At 49.9% G+C, this 19,007-nt stretch carries 19 protein-coding genes; 13 read left to right on the forward strand and 6 right to left on the reverse strand.

The features are described from left to right. Positions 1-306 precede the first annotated feature (306 nt). Both ACO0K3_RS13655 and ACO0K3_RS13660 read left to right on the forward strand, forming a co-directional pair. Positions 307-951, forward strand: coding sequence for a VTT domain-containing protein (locus ACO0K3_RS13655; protein ID WP_422985440.1), 645 nt, complete (start codon positions 307-309; stop codon positions 949-951). A 3-nt stretch (positions 952-954) separates the two neighbouring features. Then, a complete protein-coding gene (locus tag ACO0K3_RS13660; RefSeq protein WP_422985442.1) occupies positions 955-1,356 on the forward strand; it encodes a hypothetical protein in 402 nt (133 codons plus the stop codon). 40 nt (positions 1,357-1,396) lie between these two features. On the opposite strand, the gene ACO0K3_RS13665 is transcribed toward ACO0K3_RS13660, so the two are convergent. Continuing rightward, entirely contained in the window at positions 1,397-2,812 is a 1,416-nt protein-coding gene (locus ACO0K3_RS13665; RefSeq protein ID WP_422985444.1) for an N-acetylmuramoyl-L-alanine amidase, read from the reverse strand. Continuing rightward, positions 2,776-3,261, reverse strand: coding sequence for a tRNA (adenosine(37)-N6)-threonylcarbamoyltransferase complex ATPase subunit type 1 TsaE (gene tsaE, locus ACO0K3_RS13670; RefSeq protein ID WP_422985446.1), 486 nt, complete (start codon positions 3,259-3,261; stop codon positions 2,776-2,778). Before tsaE ends, ACO0K3_RS13665 begins: the two co-directional genes overlap by 37 nt. 60 nt (positions 3,262-3,321) lie before the next feature. Here tsaE and queG point away from each other — a divergent pair, with 60 nt between their 5' ends. Beyond that, a complete protein-coding gene (queG, locus tag ACO0K3_RS13675; RefSeq protein WP_422985448.1) occupies positions 3,322-4,476 on the forward strand; it encodes a tRNA epoxyqueuosine(34) reductase QueG in 1,155 nt (384 codons plus the stop codon). Between the two features lie 84 nt (positions 4,477-4,560). Here the strand turns inward: queG and ACO0K3_RS13680 are convergent, their stop codons facing one another. From ACO0K3_RS13680 to ACO0K3_RS13690, 3 genes are all read right to left on the reverse strand, one after another. Then, positions 4,561-5,451 (reverse strand): AEC family transporter, encoded by an 891-nt coding sequence (locus tag ACO0K3_RS13680; protein ID WP_422985450.1) that lies wholly within the window; start codon positions 5,449-5,451, stop codon positions 4,561-4,563. A 197-nt stretch (positions 5,452-5,648) separates the two neighbouring features. Further along, positions 5,649-6,239 carry a response regulator transcription factor gene (locus tag ACO0K3_RS13685; RefSeq protein ID WP_422961508.1) on the reverse strand — a complete coding sequence of 197 codons (591 nt, stop codon included), beginning with the start codon at positions 6,237-6,239 and terminating at the stop codon, positions 5,649-5,651. Positions 6,240-6,320: 81 nt separating this feature from the next. Continuing rightward, positions 6,321-8,348, reverse strand: a complete 2,028-nt coding sequence (locus ACO0K3_RS13690) for a two-component system sensor histidine kinase NtrB (RefSeq protein ID WP_422985452.1) — start codon at positions 8,346-8,348, stop codon at positions 6,321-6,323. Between the two features lie 190 nt (positions 8,349-8,538). Here ACO0K3_RS13690 and ACO0K3_RS13695 point away from each other — a divergent pair, with 190 nt between their 5' ends. The 8 genes from ACO0K3_RS13695 to ACO0K3_RS13730 all read left to right on the forward strand — a co-directional run bounded on the left by ACO0K3_RS13695 (position 8,539) and on the right by ACO0K3_RS13730 (position 15,318). Beyond that, positions 8,539-9,543: a TRAP transporter substrate-binding protein gene (locus ACO0K3_RS13695; RefSeq protein ID WP_422985454.1), complete on the forward strand. Its 1,005-nt coding sequence runs from the start codon at positions 8,539-8,541 to the stop codon at positions 9,541-9,543. 199 nt (positions 9,544-9,742) lie between these two features. After that, on the forward strand, positions 9,743-10,294 hold the full coding sequence (locus ACO0K3_RS13700; protein WP_422985456.1) for a TRAP transporter small permease: 552 nt from the start codon (positions 9,743-9,745) through the stop codon (positions 10,292-10,294). Then, the gene (locus ACO0K3_RS13705; protein WP_422961512.1) at positions 10,291-11,571 is read left to right on the forward strand and encodes a TRAP transporter large permease; all 1,281 of its coding nucleotides are present in this window, start codon (positions 10,291-10,293) and stop codon (positions 11,569-11,571) included. The genes ACO0K3_RS13700 and ACO0K3_RS13705 overlap by 4 nt, the downstream gene beginning before the upstream one ends. Before the next feature lie 480 nt (positions 11,572-12,051). After that, positions 12,052-12,573: a methylated-DNA--[protein]-cysteine S-methyltransferase gene (locus tag ACO0K3_RS13710; protein WP_422985458.1), complete on the forward strand. Its 522-nt coding sequence runs from the start codon at positions 12,052-12,054 to the stop codon at positions 12,571-12,573. Between the two features lie 38 nt (positions 12,574-12,611). After that, positions 12,612-13,511: a site-specific tyrosine recombinase XerD gene (gene xerD, locus ACO0K3_RS13715; RefSeq protein ID WP_422985535.1), complete on the forward strand. Its 900-nt coding sequence runs from the start codon at positions 12,612-12,614 to the stop codon at positions 13,509-13,511. A gap of 77 nt (positions 13,512-13,588) precedes the next feature. Continuing rightward, positions 13,589-14,083, forward strand: coding sequence for an aminoacyl-tRNA deacylase (locus ACO0K3_RS13720; RefSeq protein WP_422985537.1), 495 nt, complete (start codon positions 13,589-13,591; stop codon positions 14,081-14,083). 97 nt (positions 14,084-14,180) lie between these two features. After that, a complete protein-coding gene (gene plsY, locus ACO0K3_RS13725; RefSeq protein ID WP_422985460.1) occupies positions 14,181-14,786 on the forward strand; it encodes a glycerol-3-phosphate 1-O-acyltransferase PlsY in 606 nt (201 codons plus the stop codon). A gap of 79 nt (positions 14,787-14,865) precedes the next feature. Beyond that, positions 14,866-15,318 (forward strand): cache domain-containing protein, encoded by a 453-nt coding sequence (locus ACO0K3_RS13730; RefSeq protein ID WP_422985462.1) that lies wholly within the window; start codon positions 14,866-14,868, stop codon positions 15,316-15,318. An 87-nt stretch (positions 15,319-15,405) separates the two neighbouring features. Here ACO0K3_RS13730 and tsaD read toward each other — a convergent pair whose 3' ends face one another. Further along, entirely contained in the window at positions 15,406-16,434 is a 1,029-nt protein-coding gene (gene tsaD / locus ACO0K3_RS13735; RefSeq protein WP_422961518.1) for a tRNA (adenosine(37)-N6)-threonylcarbamoyltransferase complex transferase subunit TsaD, read from the reverse strand. Between the two features lie 103 nt (positions 16,435-16,537). On the opposite strand from tsaD, the gene ACO0K3_RS13740 reads away from it, so the two are divergent. Further along, positions 16,538-17,197 (forward strand): ANTAR domain-containing response regulator, encoded by a 660-nt coding sequence (locus ACO0K3_RS13740; RefSeq protein WP_422985464.1) that lies wholly within the window; start codon positions 16,538-16,540, stop codon positions 17,195-17,197. Between the two features lie 451 nt (positions 17,198-17,648). Next, positions 17,649-18,932 (forward strand): CmpA/NrtA family ABC transporter substrate-binding protein, encoded by a 1,284-nt coding sequence (locus tag ACO0K3_RS13745; RefSeq protein ID WP_422985466.1) that lies wholly within the window; start codon positions 17,649-17,651, stop codon positions 18,930-18,932. The last annotated feature ends 75 nt before the right edge of the window (positions 18,933-19,007 follow it).

Raw genomic sequence — 19,007 nt, forward strand, 5'->3', positions numbered from 1 at the left:
TCGTCATCAAAATTGGATGGGCGTTAGGGTCTGCTAACGATCGGGTCGGGAGATGCGTTCATGTCAGGGCGCAGGATGGCAAGGCGCGCATCGCCGCTGAGGCTGGTGCCTCAGCAAGAGGGGCAACGCAGTCCATCGTGTCTCCTGACATGAACCCTACGGGAATGGCCTGATAGAGAAAATGAGAGCACGTGGCGTTCTGAGCGTCACTTCTGTCTCGCACCGTGCTTCTTCAGAATCATTCGCACTCCCGATTCGATTGTTAGCAGACCCTAGTGTATGATTGCGCCGCTACCGAGGAGAATTATGGATTTCATGCAGTTACTGGACATGCTTTTACATGTCGATAAATCATTGGGATTGGTTATTCAGCAATACGGGACATTGGTCTATGTCGTCTTATTCGCGATTATTTTTTCTGAAACCGCATTTGTGATTTTGCCGTTTTTGCCTGGCGATTCACTACTGTTTATTGCAGGCACTTTCTGCGCCCGTGGTGATATGGACCTCTGGTTACTCATGACACTGCTGATCGTCGCATCGATCACCGGTAATTCGCTGAATTATTGGATAGGCAGCATGATCGGTCACAAAGTGCTGGAGCGCGAGCATAAATGGATAGACCGTAATGCAATCAAAAAGACCCACGAATTTTATGAAAAACACGGCGGCAAGACCGTTGTGCTAGCACGGTTTGTGCCGCTGGTACGCACCTTTGCCCCGTTCGTTGCCGGCTTGTCAGACATGACGCATAAGACTTTTCAGGTCTACAACATACTCGGCGCTTTGTTCTGGGTGTTCTCTGTCGTCTTAGCAGGCTATTTTTTCGGTAATATCCCTTTTGTCCGCGAGCATCTGAATGCGATTGTGCTGGTCGGTGTCGGTGCAGCCGTATTTCCGATTGTGCTCGGTGCTCTGTGGAAAGTCGGCCGGAGAATGTTGAGAAAATAAACCATGAAAACGCAGCTGCAAACCATCTGGCTACATCCCGCTGCACCGGCAAAACCGGCGCCGGGACAAGCTTGTAACGGTTGTGGCGTGTGTTGTGCGGCAGAGCCTTGTCCTGTCGCTCGGATCTGGCTGAGGCAGCGACAAGGTGCATGCCGTGCCTTGCAGTGGAGTGACGATCATCAGCGATATCGTTGCGGCCTGTTGTTGTCGCCTGCTACGTATTTGCGTTGGATGACTTACTTGCCGTCTTTTTTGCCGCCTTTCGTCCGCTCAGGTGCCGAGCGTTTAGCGCAGAATTTTTTGCAGCGTCTTTTGCAACGTCTGTTTCGCCGCTGGATTGCCTCGGGCATTGGTTGTGATTCGGATGTCGAAGTCCAGATCCAGAATGCCGACCTGAAACCTTAGATCAACTCCTCCGAATTGACGCTGGAAAACGCGTCAACGTTCAGGTCAGCCGATTCTTTGCCAGCGGCGGATTCCTGGAAAAATACTTTTTAATCCCTTTGACTACGGCGTCGGCCATCTGGTCCTGATAGGTATCGTCCGTGAGTTTGGCTTCTTCTTCCGGATTCGAGATGAAGGCGCTTTCAATCAGGATGCTTGGAATATCCGGTGCTTTGAGCACGGCAAAACCGGCTTGCTCGACCGCGCCTTTATGCAGGCGGTTGATGCTGCTGATTTCACTGAGTACGACCTTGCCGAGTTTCAGGCTATCGTTGATTTGTGCTGTAGTGGACAGATCGAGTAAGACGCTGGCGAGTTGTTTGTCATGGGTTTTGATGTTGACACCACCAATCAGATCGGCGGCGTTTTCTTTATCCGCCAGCCAGCGAGCTGCACTAGAACTCGCGCCTTTTTCAGACAAGACAAAGACCGACGAGCCGCGGGCACTTGAGTTGACGAAGGCATCGGCATGTACTGACATAAACAGGTCGGCTTGCACAGCACGGGCTTTTTGAACTCGGACGTTCAGCGGTACAAAATAATCGCCGTCACGCGTCAGCATCACGCGCATATTCGGGATTTGTTCGATCTTGGCTTTGAGACGTTTAGCAATCGATAGCACGACATCTTTTTCACGACTACCGCCGCGACCGATGGCACCCGGATCTTCGCCGCCGTGACCGGGGTCGATGGCGATGGTGATCATGCGTGTCAGAACTGGTGTTTTGACGGCGTTTTTATCTGACTCTGTTGCCGGATCTGTTTTGTGCTCAGGCTTGTTGTCGGGCTTATCTGTCTTATCTGCTTTGTCCGCTTTAGAATCAGTTTTGAGTTCTGACTTCAGCTCGGGCTTGTTATCGATTCTTGGTGGCGTCAAATCTTTGGGCAGATCTTTATGCCAGTCGCCTTTTTCTATCATGGCTGCAATAGGATCGGGAGGATTGGCGGGATAGAGATCGAACACCAGACGGTGCTGATAATTGCCGACGGGCTGCAGGGTGAATACTTGCGGATTGACTTCTTCTTTCAGGTCGAATACCAGCCGCACGACATTCGGGCGATTTTGTCCTACGCGTACTTGCTTGATGTAAGGGTCATTCGACTGGATCTTGGCGACCAGTTCTTTGAGCGTAGGATTGAGTTCGATGCCCTCGATGTCGACTACCAGACGTTCCGGATTTTTGACCGTGAAGTGACTGGTTTTAAGATCGCTGTTATTTTCCAGGGTGACGCGAGTGTAGTCCTCGGCAGGCCAGACGCGTACGGCTAGTATCTGGGCTGCCATCGCTGCCAGAGCAAGATCGGGTGCCATGATGGAAATGAGTAGCGTGCTCCCCGCCTTGAGGATGGTACGGCGTTTTTTTGCGACTGGCGACGTGCTTACAGATTGGGAGCGAAATTCAGTTTTGCTAAACATTCATTACCTTTGTCAGACAAGGCTTGCAATTCTACCTCACGGCCATGACCGGCGATGCGTAAAAAAATATTGAGATCGGCGGGAGGCAAGATACCTTCGGCTTTTTCTGGCCATTCGATAATGCAGACGGTATGCTCATTGAATTCTTCGCGAAAGCCTGCCTCCAAAAATTCTTCTGGGCTAGTCATGCGATACAGATCAAAATGCATGATCTTGACGTCTTGCCCTTGCAGCTGGATCTGATAAATTTCGACCAGATTATAGGTAGGACTTTTGACATGGCCCTGATGACCTGCGGCATGCAGCAGGGCGCGGGTCAGGGCGGTTTTGCCTGCACCGAGATCGCCATGCAGATAAATGCTGAAACCGGGGCGCAGGTGTAAAGCGAGGCGCTTGCCCAGCGCTTGCGTGGCGGCTTCATCCGCCAGTGTCGTTTTATAATGTGACATTTGCCGTAATACATTCCAGATGAAATTTCATTGCACATCATACCGCGTCGGAAGTCTTTAATGCACGAAGAAGCGCACGAAGCAGTACACCTGACAGCAGACAAGCTAGCCGCAGACCAACGATCTCAGGGCCAGGTCAATTTGGCAACGCTGGCGCTGGAGATCAAGACCTGGGGTAAAGAGCTCGGTTTTGCCGATCTGGGTATTGCCGATATTGACCTGAGTCATGCTGAGTCGGGTTTGCAGGCCTGGCTTGATGCCGGGCATCATGGCGAGATGGCGTACATGGCTGCCCATGGAATGAAGCGGGCACGTCCGGAGGAACTGGTGCCGGGCACGGTGCGGGTGATCTCTGCCCGTATGAATTATTTGCCTAAAAGCGGGGAAGCCGATTGGCGTAGCAATGCGCGCGCGCAGATGCAGGCGGCGGATACGGCGGTGATCTCAGTGTATGCACGCGGTCGCGATTATCACAAGGTATTGCGAAATCGCTTGCAGCAGCTCGCCGATAAAATTGAAGCCCGAATCGGTGCGCTGGGTTATCGGGTGTTTACTGATTCGGCACCGGTGATGGAGGTTGCACTGGCTGCCAAAGCAGGCATAGGCTGGCGCGGCAAACATACTCTGCTCCTGAACCGTGACGCCGGATCGATGTTTTTTCTGGGTGAGATTCTGGTCGATCTTCCTTTGCCAGTTGATGCGCCTGTCAGTGAGCACTGCGGACAATGCCAGTCGTGTATCGACGTTTGTCCGACCCGTGCGATTATCGCGCCATATGAGCTTGATGCCCGACGCTGCATTTCTTACCTCACCATAGAATTGCATGGCAGTATCCCCGTTGAGCTGCGACCCTTGATCGGTAACCGTGTCTACGGCTGCGATGACTGTCAGTTATTTTGCCCCTGGAATAAATTTGCCCAGCAAGCGAGTGTGGATGATTTTGATGTGCGGAATGGACTTGATCATGCCAGCATGGTGAGCTTGTTCGCCTGGAGCGAAGCGCAGTTTATGCGCTATCTGGAAGGTAGTCCGATACGCCGTATCGGGCATGAGCGCTGGCTGCGCAACCTCGCGGTGGGTTTGGGGAATGCGGCGAATAGCATGCGTGGCGATGCAGTGATTGTTCAGGCTTTGCAGGCGCAGTTACAACATCCATCGGATCTGGTGCGCGAGCATGTGATCTGGGCTTTACAGCAGCACGGTGTCGAGTTGTAGTCACTGATTTTGCAACTGATTTTGCAACTGATCTGTCAACTGATTTGGCCATGAATCCGGTAAGGTAGTTAGCCGCACATCGGCTCAATGCACCAGCGATAACCAGAACGGTAGCGTGATCGCCGACAGTACGGTACTGGCCGAGATCAGGAAAGCGACAAACGGCGCGTTGCCGCCCATACGTGCTGCGAGTACAAAGGCACTGGATGCCGTCGGCAGGGCACAAAAAATCACGACGATTTGTAATTGCAGCAAAGGTAATTGCATCCAGTGACCAAGTAAGAGCGCGATCAGTGGAAGTACCAATAATTTAATCGTCAGAAAATAACTCGCCATTGCTTTGGCTTCGTGTAAGGCAGATAAGCGAATGCCAGCCCCAACTGCGAGCAGGCCGAGTGCAATCGAGGCATTGCCCAGACGCGATAAGGTTGCATTGATCGCTTCATGAACCGGGATCTGGCAAAGGTTGACGATGACGCCGGATGCGGTGCCCACGACCAGCGGATTCTTGGCGATTTCGATGAGAAGTTTGCCGCTATTGTGTGCCAGCGCATACACCGCCGCCATATTGCACAAAGGGACCAGAAAACCGATCAGCAAAGCCATCAATGCCGTGCCCTGATCACCCGCGAGGCGCGAGGCCAGCGCCAGTGCGATGTACGAGTTAAAGCGAAACGCGGTTTGGACGCCGGATTCAAACACTTTCGGTGCGCTGGTGAAAAAATATTTGGCGAGATAACCCAAGCCCATGCCACAAGCGGTCGCGATAAACGCGATTTGCAAAAAATGTCCTGTGGTCGTGAAGTTAAACGGCGTCCGCGACGTGGTGTAGAACAGCAGCGCCGGGAACATCAGGTAATAGACGATTTTTTCTACACCAGCCCAAAAATGTCCGCCCCAGTTCGCAAAGCGAGCAAGCAAAAAGCCCAGCACGATAAGCGCAAAATCAGGGATGAGGAGCGTGGCGACAGACATGGGTAAATTGTCTTACTGGATAGGAGTATATTTTAAGCGCGCCGTATAACCAGCGCAATCAGCACTAAATTTGACTATACTCCCCTAAAATTCAAAAGAATATGCGTAGATATGCGTACTATTGCGAATGGCGCTGAGACGGATGGGTAAATCGGCTAAATTGGGCCAATGAGCGGCAGCTAGCTTGTCTGCTGGCGTTACTTCAATAATCCGGCTAATTCGACCGCAGTTTTTACCTGCATTTTGTCAAAAATATGCGCTCTGTGTACTTCGACCGTGCGCATGCTGATGCCTAATTGATCGGCGATGACTTTGTTCATTTTTCCCAGCAGGATCAGATCGAGCACTTCGCGCTCGCGTGCCGACAAGGTCGCCAGCCGCTCATGAATCACCGCCGACGCACCTGCTTCGCGCGACTGGGCCAGTGCTTCTTGCACCCTGTCCATGAGCTTGTTGTCGTTAAACGGTTTTTCAAAAAAATCAAAGGCGCCGCGTTTCAAGGTGTCGACTGCCATCGGAACATCGCCGTGACCCGTCAAGAAAATGACGGGCAAGCGCCTTATGATCTGGCGGTTTGTCAGCATATCGAATAGGGCAGTACCGCTGATGCCCGGCATCCTTACATCGAGTAACAGGCAGTCGCCCTGAGGATCGAACTGTAGGGGATGATCGAGTGCGGACAAGAATTTTTCGGCGGAATCGTAGCTGGTTGCCGCGATATTTCGCGAGCGCGCCAGCCAGGACAGGGCGTCTCTGACAGCATCTTCATCATCCACAATGTGCAGCATAAACTTAGTCTCCGAAGAAATTTTTAGCGGGAGCGTGACAACTCTCTTTTATTTTTTATATACGGGAATGGGAAATGCAAATTAAACCGGCAGCGAAAACCTGAAGATAGTACCACCAGCCGGATTATCCTGATGACTGAGCTGTCCGCCGTGGAACTCAATTGCGGTGCGACAGATGTTCAGTCCCATGCCCATTCCACTCGATTTGGTCGAGAAAAATGGTGAGAACAATCGTGCGGCAACCTCTGCTGAAATGCCGTGACCGCGATCAATTACCTCAACGACGATGCAATTGCTGACTGTCTGCGGCGCGCCAGCCTGGTCCGTTATGCAGCCAGATTCTTGCCTGATTACGATGCGCAATAGACAGTGTTCCGGTGGATTCTGCTGCATGGATTCGATCGCATTACGGGTCAGATTCAGGATCACTTGCTCCAGCAGCACGCGGTCTGCTTGCACCAGCGGCAGATGCTCGGCAATCACGTACTGAATGTTGACGTACGAGGTTTGCGCCTGTAACTCAACCAGCGGCATGACGCTTTGGATCAAGGTGGCCATGTCAACTGGCTCGCGGCTCGCTTCCCGTTTTTTAACGAACTCATGCACGCTGCGAATGATCTGTCCGGCACGCTGCGCTTGAGTATTGGCTTTGCCCAGAGCGCTCAGTAATAATTGTTTATCGTCGGGATTGGTCTGATCTGATTGCAGCAAATTGATCGCGCCGGTGGTGTAGCTGGAGATCGCTGCTAGTGGCTGATTCAGTTCGTGCGCGAGTATCGATGCCATCTCGCCCATGGTCGCAAGGCGCGCACTGACGTGCAGCATCTCTTGCTGGTGACGGGTGAGCTCCTGGGCGCGTTTTAATTCCGATATATCCAGGATCGAGCTCATCCAGCCGGTCTGTACACCGTGATCATTCACCAGCGGCGATTCATAAATCAATACCGGAAAACGCTCGCCGCTGGCACGCTGATAAATCGTTTCAAAACCTTCGGATGGAACAGTACCGGCGAGTAATTGCGTAAAACGCTGGCGATATTCTTCAAATGCTTCGGGTGCCCAATAGGGCATGGGCGGCAGTCTGCCGACGATATTTTCTGCCGGATGCTCGACCATCTTGCAAAAAGCCGGATTCACATAGGTGAGACGGCCTTCCATATCGCGTGCGCGCAGGCCGGTGATCAGGGAGTTTTCCATCGCCGTTCGGAATGAGACTTGCTGGCGTAATGCGCCCTCGGCAGCCAGACGGCGGTTAATATCGCGCCACAGTGCGAGCAGGCTCCAGATCAGTCCGATCGACAGCAGGATGACTGACAGCACCAGAAGATTCGAGAGTAGTTTGGGTTCGCTCTTATTGCTATTGGTGCGCAGGATCAGCGAAATGTTTGGCAAATCCAGGGCGCGGTTATGGGTGTAGACATTTTTACCGGGACCGCCAGCGGATCGCTTCGCATAGATTTTTTCATCGAGATCGATAATCGAAATTTCGTTTTCCTGTGCGAACCACCAGGGCACCATTTCTTCGAGTATGCCCGACAGATAGTAGGTGACGACGATGCTGCCGATACGGTGATTTGCACTGATCAGGGGGATCTGGCAGCTCATCAGGTAAGTTTTTTTATTCGCTTCATCGGCAGTCGGCGCGAGGCAGCGTAACTTGCGGTCAAGCTCGGTGGAATTGAATTCTGTCGCGTTGAATTCTGTTAAACCAGGTGCGGTCTGAGCTTGGCTGACGTTGGCTGAGGAATCGGTAGTCGATGTGACGACAATATCGTGATGGTCGAACCAGACGATGCGCTGGATCTCACGATTACTTTTCAATAGCGTCTTGAAGCGTTCGCGTACTTGTGCAGGCAATATTTTGCCCGCATTGATTTCCGTGCCGATCTGACGCAGCATTTCTTCATCGCGCCCTAGCTGGAACTGGATCGCTTGCTCTACCCAGAGAGTGTCGGCGATTAATTGCTCCTGACGCTCATTTGCTTCCATCCTTTGCGCTTGCCACGGCAGCCAGATCAGTGTGGTGACGAAGAGGCTGACCAGCAGAATAGGCAGCAACCAGCGCCATTTCTGATTCGGCCATGAGCGGGATTTTGCGGAGATTTTCATTGTCTTGCTAGTGTAACGCTGTCAAACAGCCTCAGTCATCTGTTGAGTGGGTGTTGCTTACTTGTTGCGCGTATGTCGCACACCTGTTGTATTGCAATCCGATTGTGGTTATCCACAGTTGTAGGAAGCGCCGGTGCAAAGAATAATCGCGGCATAAAAGTAAGATCCCTAAAATTTTCCGGAGACAACAATGAAACTCACATCCCTACTGTGTTCTATGCTGGTTGCATCCGTCGTGAGCGGTGCGGCCTTTGCACAGGCGCCTATCGTCATCAAATTCAGCCATGTTGTCGCAAGCGATACACCAAAAGGCAAAGCGGCAGAACGTTTTAAAGAGCTCGCTGAGAAAAATACTAAAGGCCGCGTCAAAGTTGAGCTGTATCCAAATAGTACCTTGTACAAGGATAAGGAAGAACTCGAAGCCCTGCAATTAGGTGCCGTACAGATGCTCGCGCCATCACTGGCAAAATTTGGCCCCCTCGGCGTGAAAGAATTTGAAGTATTTGATTTGCCTTACATCTTCCCGTTCAAAGACACCCTGCATCAGGTGACAGAAGGCCCCATTGGTAAAGGCCTGTTGCAAAAGCTTGAATCTAAAGGGATTACAGGATTGGCGTTTTGGGACAATGGCTTCAAAGTGATGTCCGCAAACAAGCCTTTGCGCACACCAGCCGATTTCAAAGGCTTGAAAATGCGTATTCAATCGTCCAAAGTGCTGGATGCGCAGATGCGTGCTCTGGGGGCGAATCCACAAGTGCTGGCGTTCTCTGAGGTGTATCAGGCTCTGCAAACAGGTGTCGTTGATGGTACTGAAAATCCACCATCCAACATGTACACGCAAAAAATGCATGAGGTACAGAAGCATGTGACCGTGTCGAATCACGGCTATCTTGGTTATGCCGTCATCGTGAATAAAAAATTCTGGGACAGCCTGCCAGCCGATATCCGCACTGAGCTGGATTCCGCGATGAAAAATGCGACGACTTATGCCAACGCGATTGCCGATCAGGAAAATGGCCGTGCACTGGATGCGATTCGTAAGGCCGGTAAAACCACGATCTATGAGCTGACTCCGGCTGAAAAGAATGAGTGGCGCAAAGCTTTGTTGCCAGTACAGACCGATATGGAAGGTCGTATCGGTAAAGATCTGATCGCATCGATCCGTAAGTTATCAGCCTCTTCTGGCGAAAAATAAACAACACTCAGAGTCAGTGAGGGGACTTTGCTCCCCTTGCTACACACGGATGACATGTCGCTGATATGTGATGGAATGCGACTGACATCCGGCTGATGTATTGGGCTGATGTACTAAGCTGATGGGGCACGCCTGATGCGTGTTATCGGATTCGTTTCAACTCACCCTTAATCACCCTTAATCACACTTAAGAGGGACTATGAAATTCCTAGATCATCTGGAAGAATGGCTGATTGCCTTCTTGATGGGAGCCGCCACGCTGGTGACTTTCGTCGCAGTCGTACATCGTTATGCGGCTGGCTTCCCCATCCCTGTCGTACAAGACTTTTTGATTAAAATTAATCTCAGCTGGGCGCAAGAATTAACCATCTATATGTTTGTGTGGATGGCGAAATTCGGTGCCGCCTATGGTGTGCGTACCGGTATTCACGTCGGTGTCGATGTGCTTATCAATAAGATGAACACGCCCTGGCGTAATAAATTCGTCGTGCTAGGTTTACTCTCCGGCGCACTATTTACCGGCATTGTTGCCGTGCTCGGTAGTAAATTCGTCTGGGAATTAGCGCATACCGATCAGACCTCAGCAGACCTGGAAGTGCCAATGTGGATGGTGTACATGGCGATTCCTCTGGGGTCGTCGCTAATGTCTTTCCGCTTTATGCAAGTCGCATGGGCTTTTATCAAAACAGGTGAATTGCCTAAGCATGATCATTCGCATGTCGAAGGTCTGGAAGAAGAGGTGAAAGCATGAACGCCGCCATCATATTTGTCTTGTTGTTAGCGTTAATGCTGACAGGAATGCCAATTTCTATTTCTCTCGGTCTGACGGTATTGACCTTCTTGTTCACAATGACGACGGTACCAATTGAATCCGTTGCCCTGAAATTGTTCACAGGAATTGAGAAGTTCGAGATCATGGCGATTCCGTTCTTTATTCTGGCGGGTAATTTCCTCACACATGGCGGGGTGGCGCGGCGCATGATTAATTTTGCCGCCTCGATGGTAGGTCACTGGCACGGCGGTCTGGCATTGGCTGGTGTCATGGCCTGCGCGTTGTTTGCTGCGGTATCCGGCTCATCTCCGGCGACGGTGGTCGCGATTGGCTCGATCATTATGCCGGCGATGGTGAAGCAGGGTTACCCTAAAGGCTTCGGCGCCGGTGTGATTACGACCTCAGGTGCTTTGGGTATTTTGATTCCACCTTCAATTGTGATGGTCATGTACTCGGTGTCGACTAATACGTCAGTCGGTCAGTTATTTATGGCGGGTGTGGTCCCTGGTTTGTTGCTGGCGATTTTCCTTGGTTTGACGACCTGGTTCCTGGCACGCAAGCATAATTATCCACGCATGCCAAAAGCGAGCTGGGCTGAGCGACTGGTACATTTCCGCAAAAGTGCTTGGGGTTTGCTGCTGATCGTGATTGTGATGGGCGGCATTTATACCGGGATGTTTACACCTACCGAGGCTGCGGCTGTCTCTGCCGTCTATGCCTTCATTGTGGCGGTATTTGTGTATAAAGACATGAGTTTGGCGAAGGTTCCTAAGGTCTTGCTGGATTCTGCGGCGATGTCGGCAATGCTGCTCTACATCATTACCAATGCCGTTTTATTCTCCTTCCTGATGACCAGTGAAAATATTCCGCAAGCGATGGCGGGATGGATCATGGATAAAGGTTTTGGCATGATCAGCTTCTTGCTGGTGGTGAATATCCTGTTGCTGCTGGCAGGTAATGTGATGGAGCCGTCATCGATTGTGCTGATCATGGCCCCTATTTTGTTTCCGGTTGCGATGAAGCTCGGCATCGATCCTGTGCATTTTGGCATCATCATGGTGGTCAATATGGAGGTCGGTATGTGCCATCCACCCGTGGGGCTGAATCTCTATGTCGCCTCAGGAATCACCAAAATGGGGATTACTGAATTGACCGTCGCCGTGATGCCGTGGTTATTGACGATGATAGGCTTCTTGTTGTTAATTACTTACGTGCCACAAATTTCCACTTGGTTACCCCAGTTAGTCTACAAATAAAAGTCGGATAAAGCCGTAGTTACACTAAGTAAATACGGCTTTGTTGATTTTAGTAATAAAGAAATTTGTCTTGTCCAGCACAATTTTCAGTAAAACCACGTATTTGTACTTATATGCAACAGCGCCCTTTTTTTGTGCGTAATCAATTTGAAACGCACAAAATTGCATGCTATATTCTTGGCAGATTGAAATTTAGCAGTAAGCTTCTAAAATAGAATTAGATGAAGCGAAATAGCGCTGAATATAGCTGTACAGGTTTATAAGGCGGTAGTGCATAAAAACGGTATCGATACCGTAGGACACTGAGGAGACGCGCGTTTTAATACAAGCTGAGTGCTAAAAGAGTGAGATAGCGCTAAACAGCCCGAAACGCGAAAGAAGTTTTAAAGGCGCATCGCTTGATGCGCCTTTTTTCTTTCTGGTTTTGCTATATTCAATTATTCTCCATTCCGTCATTTCCTTATTTCCTCGCAGGCCACTATGCAAGACAGAGAAACCGGTATCTTTTCCGCTATCGTTCATGCACCTTTCGGTGCCATCGGTATCCGTACAGAATCGCAGTTAGTGACTGAACTGGTGTATCTGCCGCCCCGTTTCCCTGACAAAGCACCGGTTGATAAAGTTGCAGAGAAGGCCTCCAAGCAAATCGAACGCTATTTGGCGGAGCCTGATTATCGCTTTGACTTGCCTCTCAAACAGGTGGGTAGCGTATTTCAGACCAAGGTCTGGCAAACGATTTCTTCGATTCCGCGTGGCGAGATCCTGACCTATGGACAGATCGCTAAGCATATAAAATCGGCACCACGTGCGGTAGGGCAGGCATGTGGCGCGAACTGGTTTCCCTTAGTGATCCCATGCCATAGAGTCACTGCTGCTGGTGGCCTTGGCGGTTTTGCGCATCACGATGATGAAACTGGGTTTCACCTCGGTGTAAAGCGCTGGTTGCTTACCCATGAGGGCGTGGCCGGTTACACCCAGGAGTCTTTGTGGACGTCAAAGTAGCAAGCTCAGATGCTCAGGGATCCTCCGCAATCCCGGTACTGTTGCCTCCACCTATCCAGGAGCAGATTGACCAGTTTTGTGACACGCTCTGGCTAGAAGATGGCTTAGCAAAAAATTCATTAGAAGCGTATCGACGCGATCTACGTTTTTTTGCAGAATGGCTATATTTACAGCGACAAAAACATTTGTATCAAGCCGACGAGGTGGATGTTGCAAGCTATATCGCGCAAAAACACGCCATCTCAAAAGCGACCTCTGCAAATCGCAGAATGACCGTCCTCAAACGATTTTACCGTCTGGCATTTCGTCAGAATCTGATGACGGCAAATCCCTGTACTAAACTACGATCGGCAAAGCAGGCTAGTCGCTTACCTCACACGCTGAGTGAAGCGCAAGTCGAAGCCTTATTGCAAGCACCCGACGACAGCACACCACACGGTCTGCGGGACCGCACGATGCTGGAGGTTTTATATGCATGCGGTTTACGGGTCACTGAACTGGTAACCTTGCGTTCACTTGAAGTCAGTCTCAATGACGGTGTTCTGCGAATTACCGGCAAAGGTAGCAAAACCCGCCTGGTACCCTTCGGCGAAGTCGCCAGGATGTGGATGGAGCGTTATTTACGAGATGTACGACCACAAATCCTGAATGGTCAGATCGATGACGCCCTATTCGTGACCGCCCGTGGTGGTGCGATGACGAGGCAAATGTTTTGGATTCTGATTAAAAAATATGCGGGCATGGCAGGTATTCACACACCCCTGTCACCCCACACCTTGCGCCACGCGTTTGCAACACATTTACTGAACCACGGCGCCGACTTGCGCGTCGTACAGCTTTTGCTTGGTCACTCAGATATCTCAACTACACAGATATATACCCATGTCGCAAAAGAGCGTTTGAAGAAGCTGCATGCTTTGCATCATCCTAGGGGATAAAAGTATAGACAAATGGCAATATAGTGCTTTTCTAGCGATATAATTTATTCTCACGACTGAAACATGATGGTGAGATTATTTTGGCTAAAAAAGAACACGTATCCGTCACACAAGCGACACAATTCTTACGTAAGCACAAAGCGCTGTTCTCCGAGCATCCTTATGCCTACGAAGAGTTTGGTGGAACGGCAGTTTCTGCCCGTGAGCTGGCGGTTGATGAGCATGCCGTGGTTAAAACTCTAGTGATGCAAGATGATGTGGCTAAACCCTTGATTGTTTTAATGCATGGTGACCGTAAGGTATCGACCAAGAATCTGGCGCGGCAAATCGGATGTAAATCGGTGGAGCCGTGCAAGCCTGAAATCGCACAGAAACATTCTGGTTATCTGATTGGTGGTACTTCGCCGTTTGGTACGCGGAAACAGATGCCGGTTTATGTCGAGAACAGCATTTTGAATTTGGATAAAATTTATATTAATGGAGGTCAGCGCGGTTATCTGGTTGGGATAGCACCAGAGTTGCTAACTTCTTTACTGCAAGCGCAGCCGGTGCAATGCGCACTTGACGAGTAAATTTTTTGCCAAGTTGATGAAATTATTCATGCCGTTATGAAATTCACATAAACTGCCGTACGTTTTTACATACTCTTACATCATTAGAAGGAATCGAATGACTACTTTGCTTGCAGTACTTGCCGCTTACCTGATCGGGTCGATCTCATTTGCGGTAGTGGTCAGTAAAATTTTTGGTCTGGCGGATCCGCGTACTTACGGATCTAAAAATCCGGGAGCGACGAATGTTCTGCGTAGCGGGAACAAAGTCGCAGCGGTTCTGACTTTGCTTGGTGATGGATTTAAAGGCTGGTTAGCTGTCTGGCTGGCAGTCACTTACGGCCCGCAGGTTGACTTGAATGAAAATGCCATTGGTCTGGTGGCGATTGCTGTGTTTCTCGGGCATTTATGGCCGGTATTTTTTAAATTCGTCGGTGGCAAGGGCGTCGCTACTGCTTTGGGGGTATTGCTTGGATTGAATCCTTGGCTGGGACTTGCGACATTGGCGACATGGCTGATCATTGCATTTGCGTTCCGCTATTCTTCTCTGGCAGCTTTAATTGCGGCAATTTTTGCGCCCTTTTACTATGGGTTTTTGTTCGGGCCGGATATCAAGTTGCTGGCAATTTTTGTGATGAGTGGTTTATTGATTTATCGTCATGGCCAGAATATTACGAATCTGATGAAGGGCAAAGAGAGTAAGCTCGGTAGCAAAAAGAAGTAGGTTTTATTGCTAGGAATATGTTTGTTTGCCATCTAAGATGAAATACTTGCAATGCTGAAAATTTCTATGGAGATTGACCATGTTCAAAAAAGTAGCTACTGCAATTTGCGCGCTTTCTTTTTTCTGGTGTATGCCCGTATTGTCGGCAGAGCACGGCACCGCCAGCGAGGCGAAAGTAATGGTGCAAAAAACTATTGAGGCGATGAAAAAATCTGGAGTTCAGGCAACGATTGCCGAGATCAATAAACGTGATGGGCAGTACTCGGATAAGGATTTGTACGTTGTTGTGTATGATTTTAATGGTAAAAATCTGGCACATCTTAATCCGCGCATGGTGGGTAAAGACATGATTGAGCTTAAAGACGAAGACGGTAAATTCTTTATTAAAGAACGTCTTGAGATGGCGAAGAAAAAAGGCAGCGGTTGGCAGGATTATAAATTTCTGAATCCGCTGACTAAGCAAATCGAACCTAAATCAATGTACATAGAAAAGTATGAGGATGTCATTGTTGGCTGCGGTATCTACAAGTGACTCGTTGTCGCTGAGCTTCTGAATCAATTAGCCTGAGTATTGTAATCAAGCTAAGTTGAAGCAAAAGCCGACATGTAGTTGCTGAATTTAAGCAGCTTCTAATTCGTGCAAAGGCCAGCGAGGTCTTACGTTAAAACCATAATCCCGTTTGGCTAAAGCGGGATTTTTTTTGAGTCGCATCGCACCTGCAAAAGCGATCATCGCGCCATTATCGGTACAAAATTCTAATTCAGGATAGAACACCTGAAAACGTCGTTTAGTGGCGGCCGCATTTAACGCAGCTCGCAGTTGACTGTTTGCCCCCACACCGCCCGCAATGACTAAACGTTTCATGCCGTGTTCTTTCATCGCAGTCACACATTTTGCGACCAGCACATCTACCAGCGCATCGACAAAGCCGCGCGCAATGTTCGCCTTATCCTGTTCGCAGATATTTACCGGGTGAGTTTTGACAACGGTAAGCACGGCCGTTTTTAAACCAGAAAAACTGAAATTCAGATCTTTGGAATGCAACATGGGACGCGGAAACTTATAAGCAAGCGGATCACCGAACTCTGCCAGACGTGAGATCGCAGGCCCTCCCGGATATGACAAACCTAAGAGTTTAGCGGACTTATCAAACGCTTCACCCGCAGCGTCGTCGAGAGTTTCGCCTAACAACTGATACTGACCTACGCCATCAACTCGCATGAGTTGCGTATGACCGCCGGACACCAATAAGGCGATGAATGGAAATGCCGGTGGCTTGCTTGCTAATAAAGGAGAAAGCAGATGGCCCTCCAGATGATGAATGCCCAATACGGGCTTATCTAGCGCCAAGCCTAATCCGCAGGCTACAGAAGCGCCAACTAGTAAAGCACCTGCCAGGCCTGGTCCTTGTGTATAAGCAATCGCATCAATCGCTGTGCGCGGCAATTGTGCTTTGTCTAGCACTTCTTCCAATAAAGGAATTGCTCGTCGTATGTGATCGCGTGAGGCCAGTTCCGGTACTACCCCACCGTATTCTTGATGCATGGCGATTTGCGAGTGCAAGGCATGTGCCAATAGACCTTGTTCAGTGTCATATAAGGCAAGACCGGTTTCGTCGCAGGAAGATTCAAGACCAAGAACTATCATTGTGTTTTCTAGAGGCAGATGCCAGAGTGGAGCGATTCTTGCATGCAAATGTCGCGATGCAAGTAGTTAAGAGCAGGATTATAGCGATAACGAGTGAAAATTGATGAATAAGCCGAATTTTCCAGAATCAGTGACGCTACCACCGAGTTTAAAGATCGTGGTGGTCAACACCGTGATTTTGTATGAAGATGAACAAGACCCGCATGCGCAGGCACAGCTTGCCCGTTCGCGCGCGCTGCGCATTGGCTTGTTGCAAGCGGGTTACAACATTATTGCCGTGATTCCAGGCGACATGTATATGAGCGAACGTATCGCTCAGCTGCAACCGGACATGATCATTATCGATGCTGAGTCGGATTCACGCGATGTGCTTGAGCACATGGTGATGGCTACTCGTGATGCACCGAGGCCCATCGTGTTGTTCACCGAAGACAGCAATCAATCAAATATGGCGGCAGCAATGGAGGCAGGGGTGTCCGCATATGTTGTAGCCGGTTTGCATAGCGAGCGTATCAAGCCGGTATTGGATGTTGCAATGGCGCGCTTTAATGCTGATCAAAAGCTACGCTCCGAGTTGTCTGATACCAAAGCCAAGCTGGCAGAACGCAAGACCATCGAGCGTGCTAAGGGTTTGCTGATGGAGCGCCATCAGTTGTCCGAGAATGAGGCGTACCAAAAATTACGCAGGCAGGCGATGGAAAAAAATCTCAAACTGGTTGATCTGGCGCAACGGGTATTAGACGTTGCAGACTTGCTGGGTTGATGGGGGCGGTATTGTCTGTCCTGCAAAGTGAACAACTGTGGTGCGGCGCACAAAATCAGTGCGAATTCTTTATGTGTTCTTCATCTGAAGCGCTACATTAGTTCGAGTCTTCAGGCGAAATTCGATTTTTAAGCGTAAATATTTCTGTCCGGTTCTTTCCCGCTCTTCCAAGCCCGACCTCAGGTTACAGTGCTTCATCTCAGTGAAACTCTAGGCGTACCGTTGCCTCCGCAAGGCAGATATTGCTTACTTTCTTCATTCTTAATCTGACTTAAAAACGATCTGGCACAGCAATTGCATAAGAGAAGGTAAGCGCCAACGATGGCGCACTTGTGAATCAGACCAACGGCGGTCGATTCGCATCAGACAAAGGTGTCTTCCCATACAAACAAATCGTTTGGTGGTAAGGCGCCTTTTTTTTGTCCACAAATTATATAGCTGGAGTGCAGACATGTTGAAGCAAGAGACATCCACCAAACCTGAAGGCGGTCAAGATGAGAAATCAGTTAATCATAAACGTCGTAGCCTGGTGCAGAGCGCCAGCTTATTTGCAGGAGCGAGTGCAATGGGACTAGCGACCGGTGGTGTGTGGGCAGCAGGTTCAGATAAGCCGGAGAAGGAGGAAGTTCGCATTGGCTTCATCCCCTTGACAGATTGCGCGTCTGTCGTGATGGCCTCCGTACTTGGCTTCGACAAAAAATACGGCATCAAAATCGTACCTACCAAAGAATCATCATGGGCGAGCGTGCGCGATAAGTTAGTCAACGGCGAGCTCGACGCAGCACATTGCTTATACGGCTTGCTGTATGGTGTGCAAATGGGTGTCAGCGGATCCAAGAAGGATATGAACATCCTGATGACGCTGAATAATAATGGACAAGCGATTACCTTATCCAAAAAGCTGGCAGAAAAAGGCGCGGTAGATGGCACTGGTCTCGCCAAGCTCATGCAAACAGACAAACGCGAATACACTTTTGCGCAGACTTTTCCTACCGGTACACATGCCATGTGGCTGTATTACTGGATGGCAGCGCATGGCATCAATCCAATGAAAGACGCCAAAGTCATCACCGTCCCGCCACCGCAAATGGTCGCGAATATGCGGGTTGGCAATATGGATGGCTATTGTGTCGGCGAACCCTGGAATCATCGTGCGATTGCCGACGGTATTGGTATTACCGCTGCCACAACGCAAGACATCTGGAAAGATCATCCGGAAAAAGTATTAGGTACGACTGCCGAGTTTGTACAGAAATATCCGAATACGGCCAGAGCCATGACCGCGGCGATTCTTGAAGCCAGTCGCTGGATTGATGCCTCGTTATTGAACAAAAATAAAATGGCTGAAACGATTGCCGATAAATCTTATGTCAATACTTCGGTGGATGTCATTAATCAGCGGATTCTCGGCCGCTACCAAAATGGCTTGGGTAAGACCTGGGATGACCCTAACTACATGAAATTCTTCAACGACGGCGCAGTGAACTTCCCTTATCTGTCTGACGGTATGTGGTTCCTGACTCAGCACAAGCGCTGGGGTTTGCTGAAAGCGGATCCGGATTATCTGGCCGTCGCCAAATCTGTGAATCGTATTGATATCTACAAAGATGCAGCGGCAATGGCAAAAGTCAATGTTCCTAAAGACCCGATGCGTAGCAGTAAATTGATGGACGGTACCGTATGGGATGGTAAGAATCCGGCGGCCTACGCGGCATCTTTCAAGATCAAAGCCTAAGGAATCGTGATGAATACCATGGTGCAGGGCGTTATAAGAGAGCCGGCCACACCGGTGGCTGGTAGCGTAACAGAG

It is taken from the genome of Undibacterium sp. Rencai35W, from assembly GCF_049340185.1.
Taxonomy (GTDB): Bacteria; Pseudomonadota; Gammaproteobacteria; order Burkholderiales; family Burkholderiaceae_D; genus Undibacterium.

Excerpts from the sequence above, each read along its gene's own strand:
- tsaD (WP_422961518.1), bottom strand. The coding sequence starts at position 16,434 with ATGATAGTTCTTGGTCTTGAATCTTCCTGCGACGAAACCGGTCTTGCC.
- ACO0K3_RS13745 (WP_422985466.1), top strand. The coding sequence starts at position 17,649 with ATGTTGAAGCAAGAGACATCCACCAAACCTGAAGGCGGTCAAGATGAG.
- queG (WP_422985448.1), top strand. The coding sequence starts at position 3,322 with ATGCACGAAGAAGCGCACGAAGCAGTACACCTGACAGCAGACAAGCTA.
- ACO0K3_RS13685 (WP_422961508.1), bottom strand. The coding sequence starts at position 6,239 with ATGCTGCACATTGTGGATGATGAAGATGCTGTCAGAGACGCCCTGTCC.
- ACO0K3_RS13705 (WP_422961512.1), top strand. The coding sequence starts at position 10,291 with ATGAACGCCGCCATCATATTTGTCTTGTTGTTAGCGTTAATGCTGACA.
- ACO0K3_RS13660 (WP_422985442.1), top strand. The coding sequence starts at position 955 with ATGAAAACGCAGCTGCAAACCATCTGGCTACATCCCGCTGCACCGGCA.
- ACO0K3_RS13680 (WP_422985450.1), bottom strand. The coding sequence starts at position 5,451 with ATGTCTGTCGCCACGCTCCTCATCCCTGATTTTGCGCTTATCGTGCTG.
- ACO0K3_RS13700 (WP_422985456.1), top strand. The coding sequence starts at position 9,743 with ATGAAATTCCTAGATCATCTGGAAGAATGGCTGATTGCCTTCTTGATG.
- tsaE (WP_422985446.1), bottom strand. The coding sequence starts at position 3,261 with ATGTCACATTATAAAACGACACTGGCGGATGAAGCCGCCACGCAAGCG.
- ACO0K3_RS13665 (WP_422985444.1), bottom strand. The coding sequence starts at position 2,812 with ATGTTTAGCAAAACTGAATTTCGCTCCCAATCTGTAAGCACGTCGCCA.
- ACO0K3_RS13710 (WP_422985458.1), top strand. The coding sequence starts at position 12,052 with ATGCAAGACAGAGAAACCGGTATCTTTTCCGCTATCGTTCATGCACCT.
- ACO0K3_RS13730 (WP_422985462.1), top strand. The coding sequence starts at position 14,866 with ATGTTCAAAAAAGTAGCTACTGCAATTTGCGCGCTTTCTTTTTTCTGG.
- plsY (WP_422985460.1), top strand. The coding sequence starts at position 14,181 with ATGACTACTTTGCTTGCAGTACTTGCCGCTTACCTGATCGGGTCGATC.
- ACO0K3_RS13655 (WP_422985440.1), top strand. The coding sequence starts at position 307 with ATGGATTTCATGCAGTTACTGGACATGCTTTTACATGTCGATAAATCA.
- ACO0K3_RS13740 (WP_422985464.1), top strand. The coding sequence starts at position 16,538 with ATGAATAAGCCGAATTTTCCAGAATCAGTGACGCTACCACCGAGTTTA.
- ACO0K3_RS13695 (WP_422985454.1), top strand. The coding sequence starts at position 8,539 with ATGAAACTCACATCCCTACTGTGTTCTATGCTGGTTGCATCCGTCGTG.
- ACO0K3_RS13690 (WP_422985452.1), bottom strand. The coding sequence starts at position 8,348 with ATGAAAATCTCCGCAAAATCCCGCTCATGGCCGAATCAGAAATGGCGC.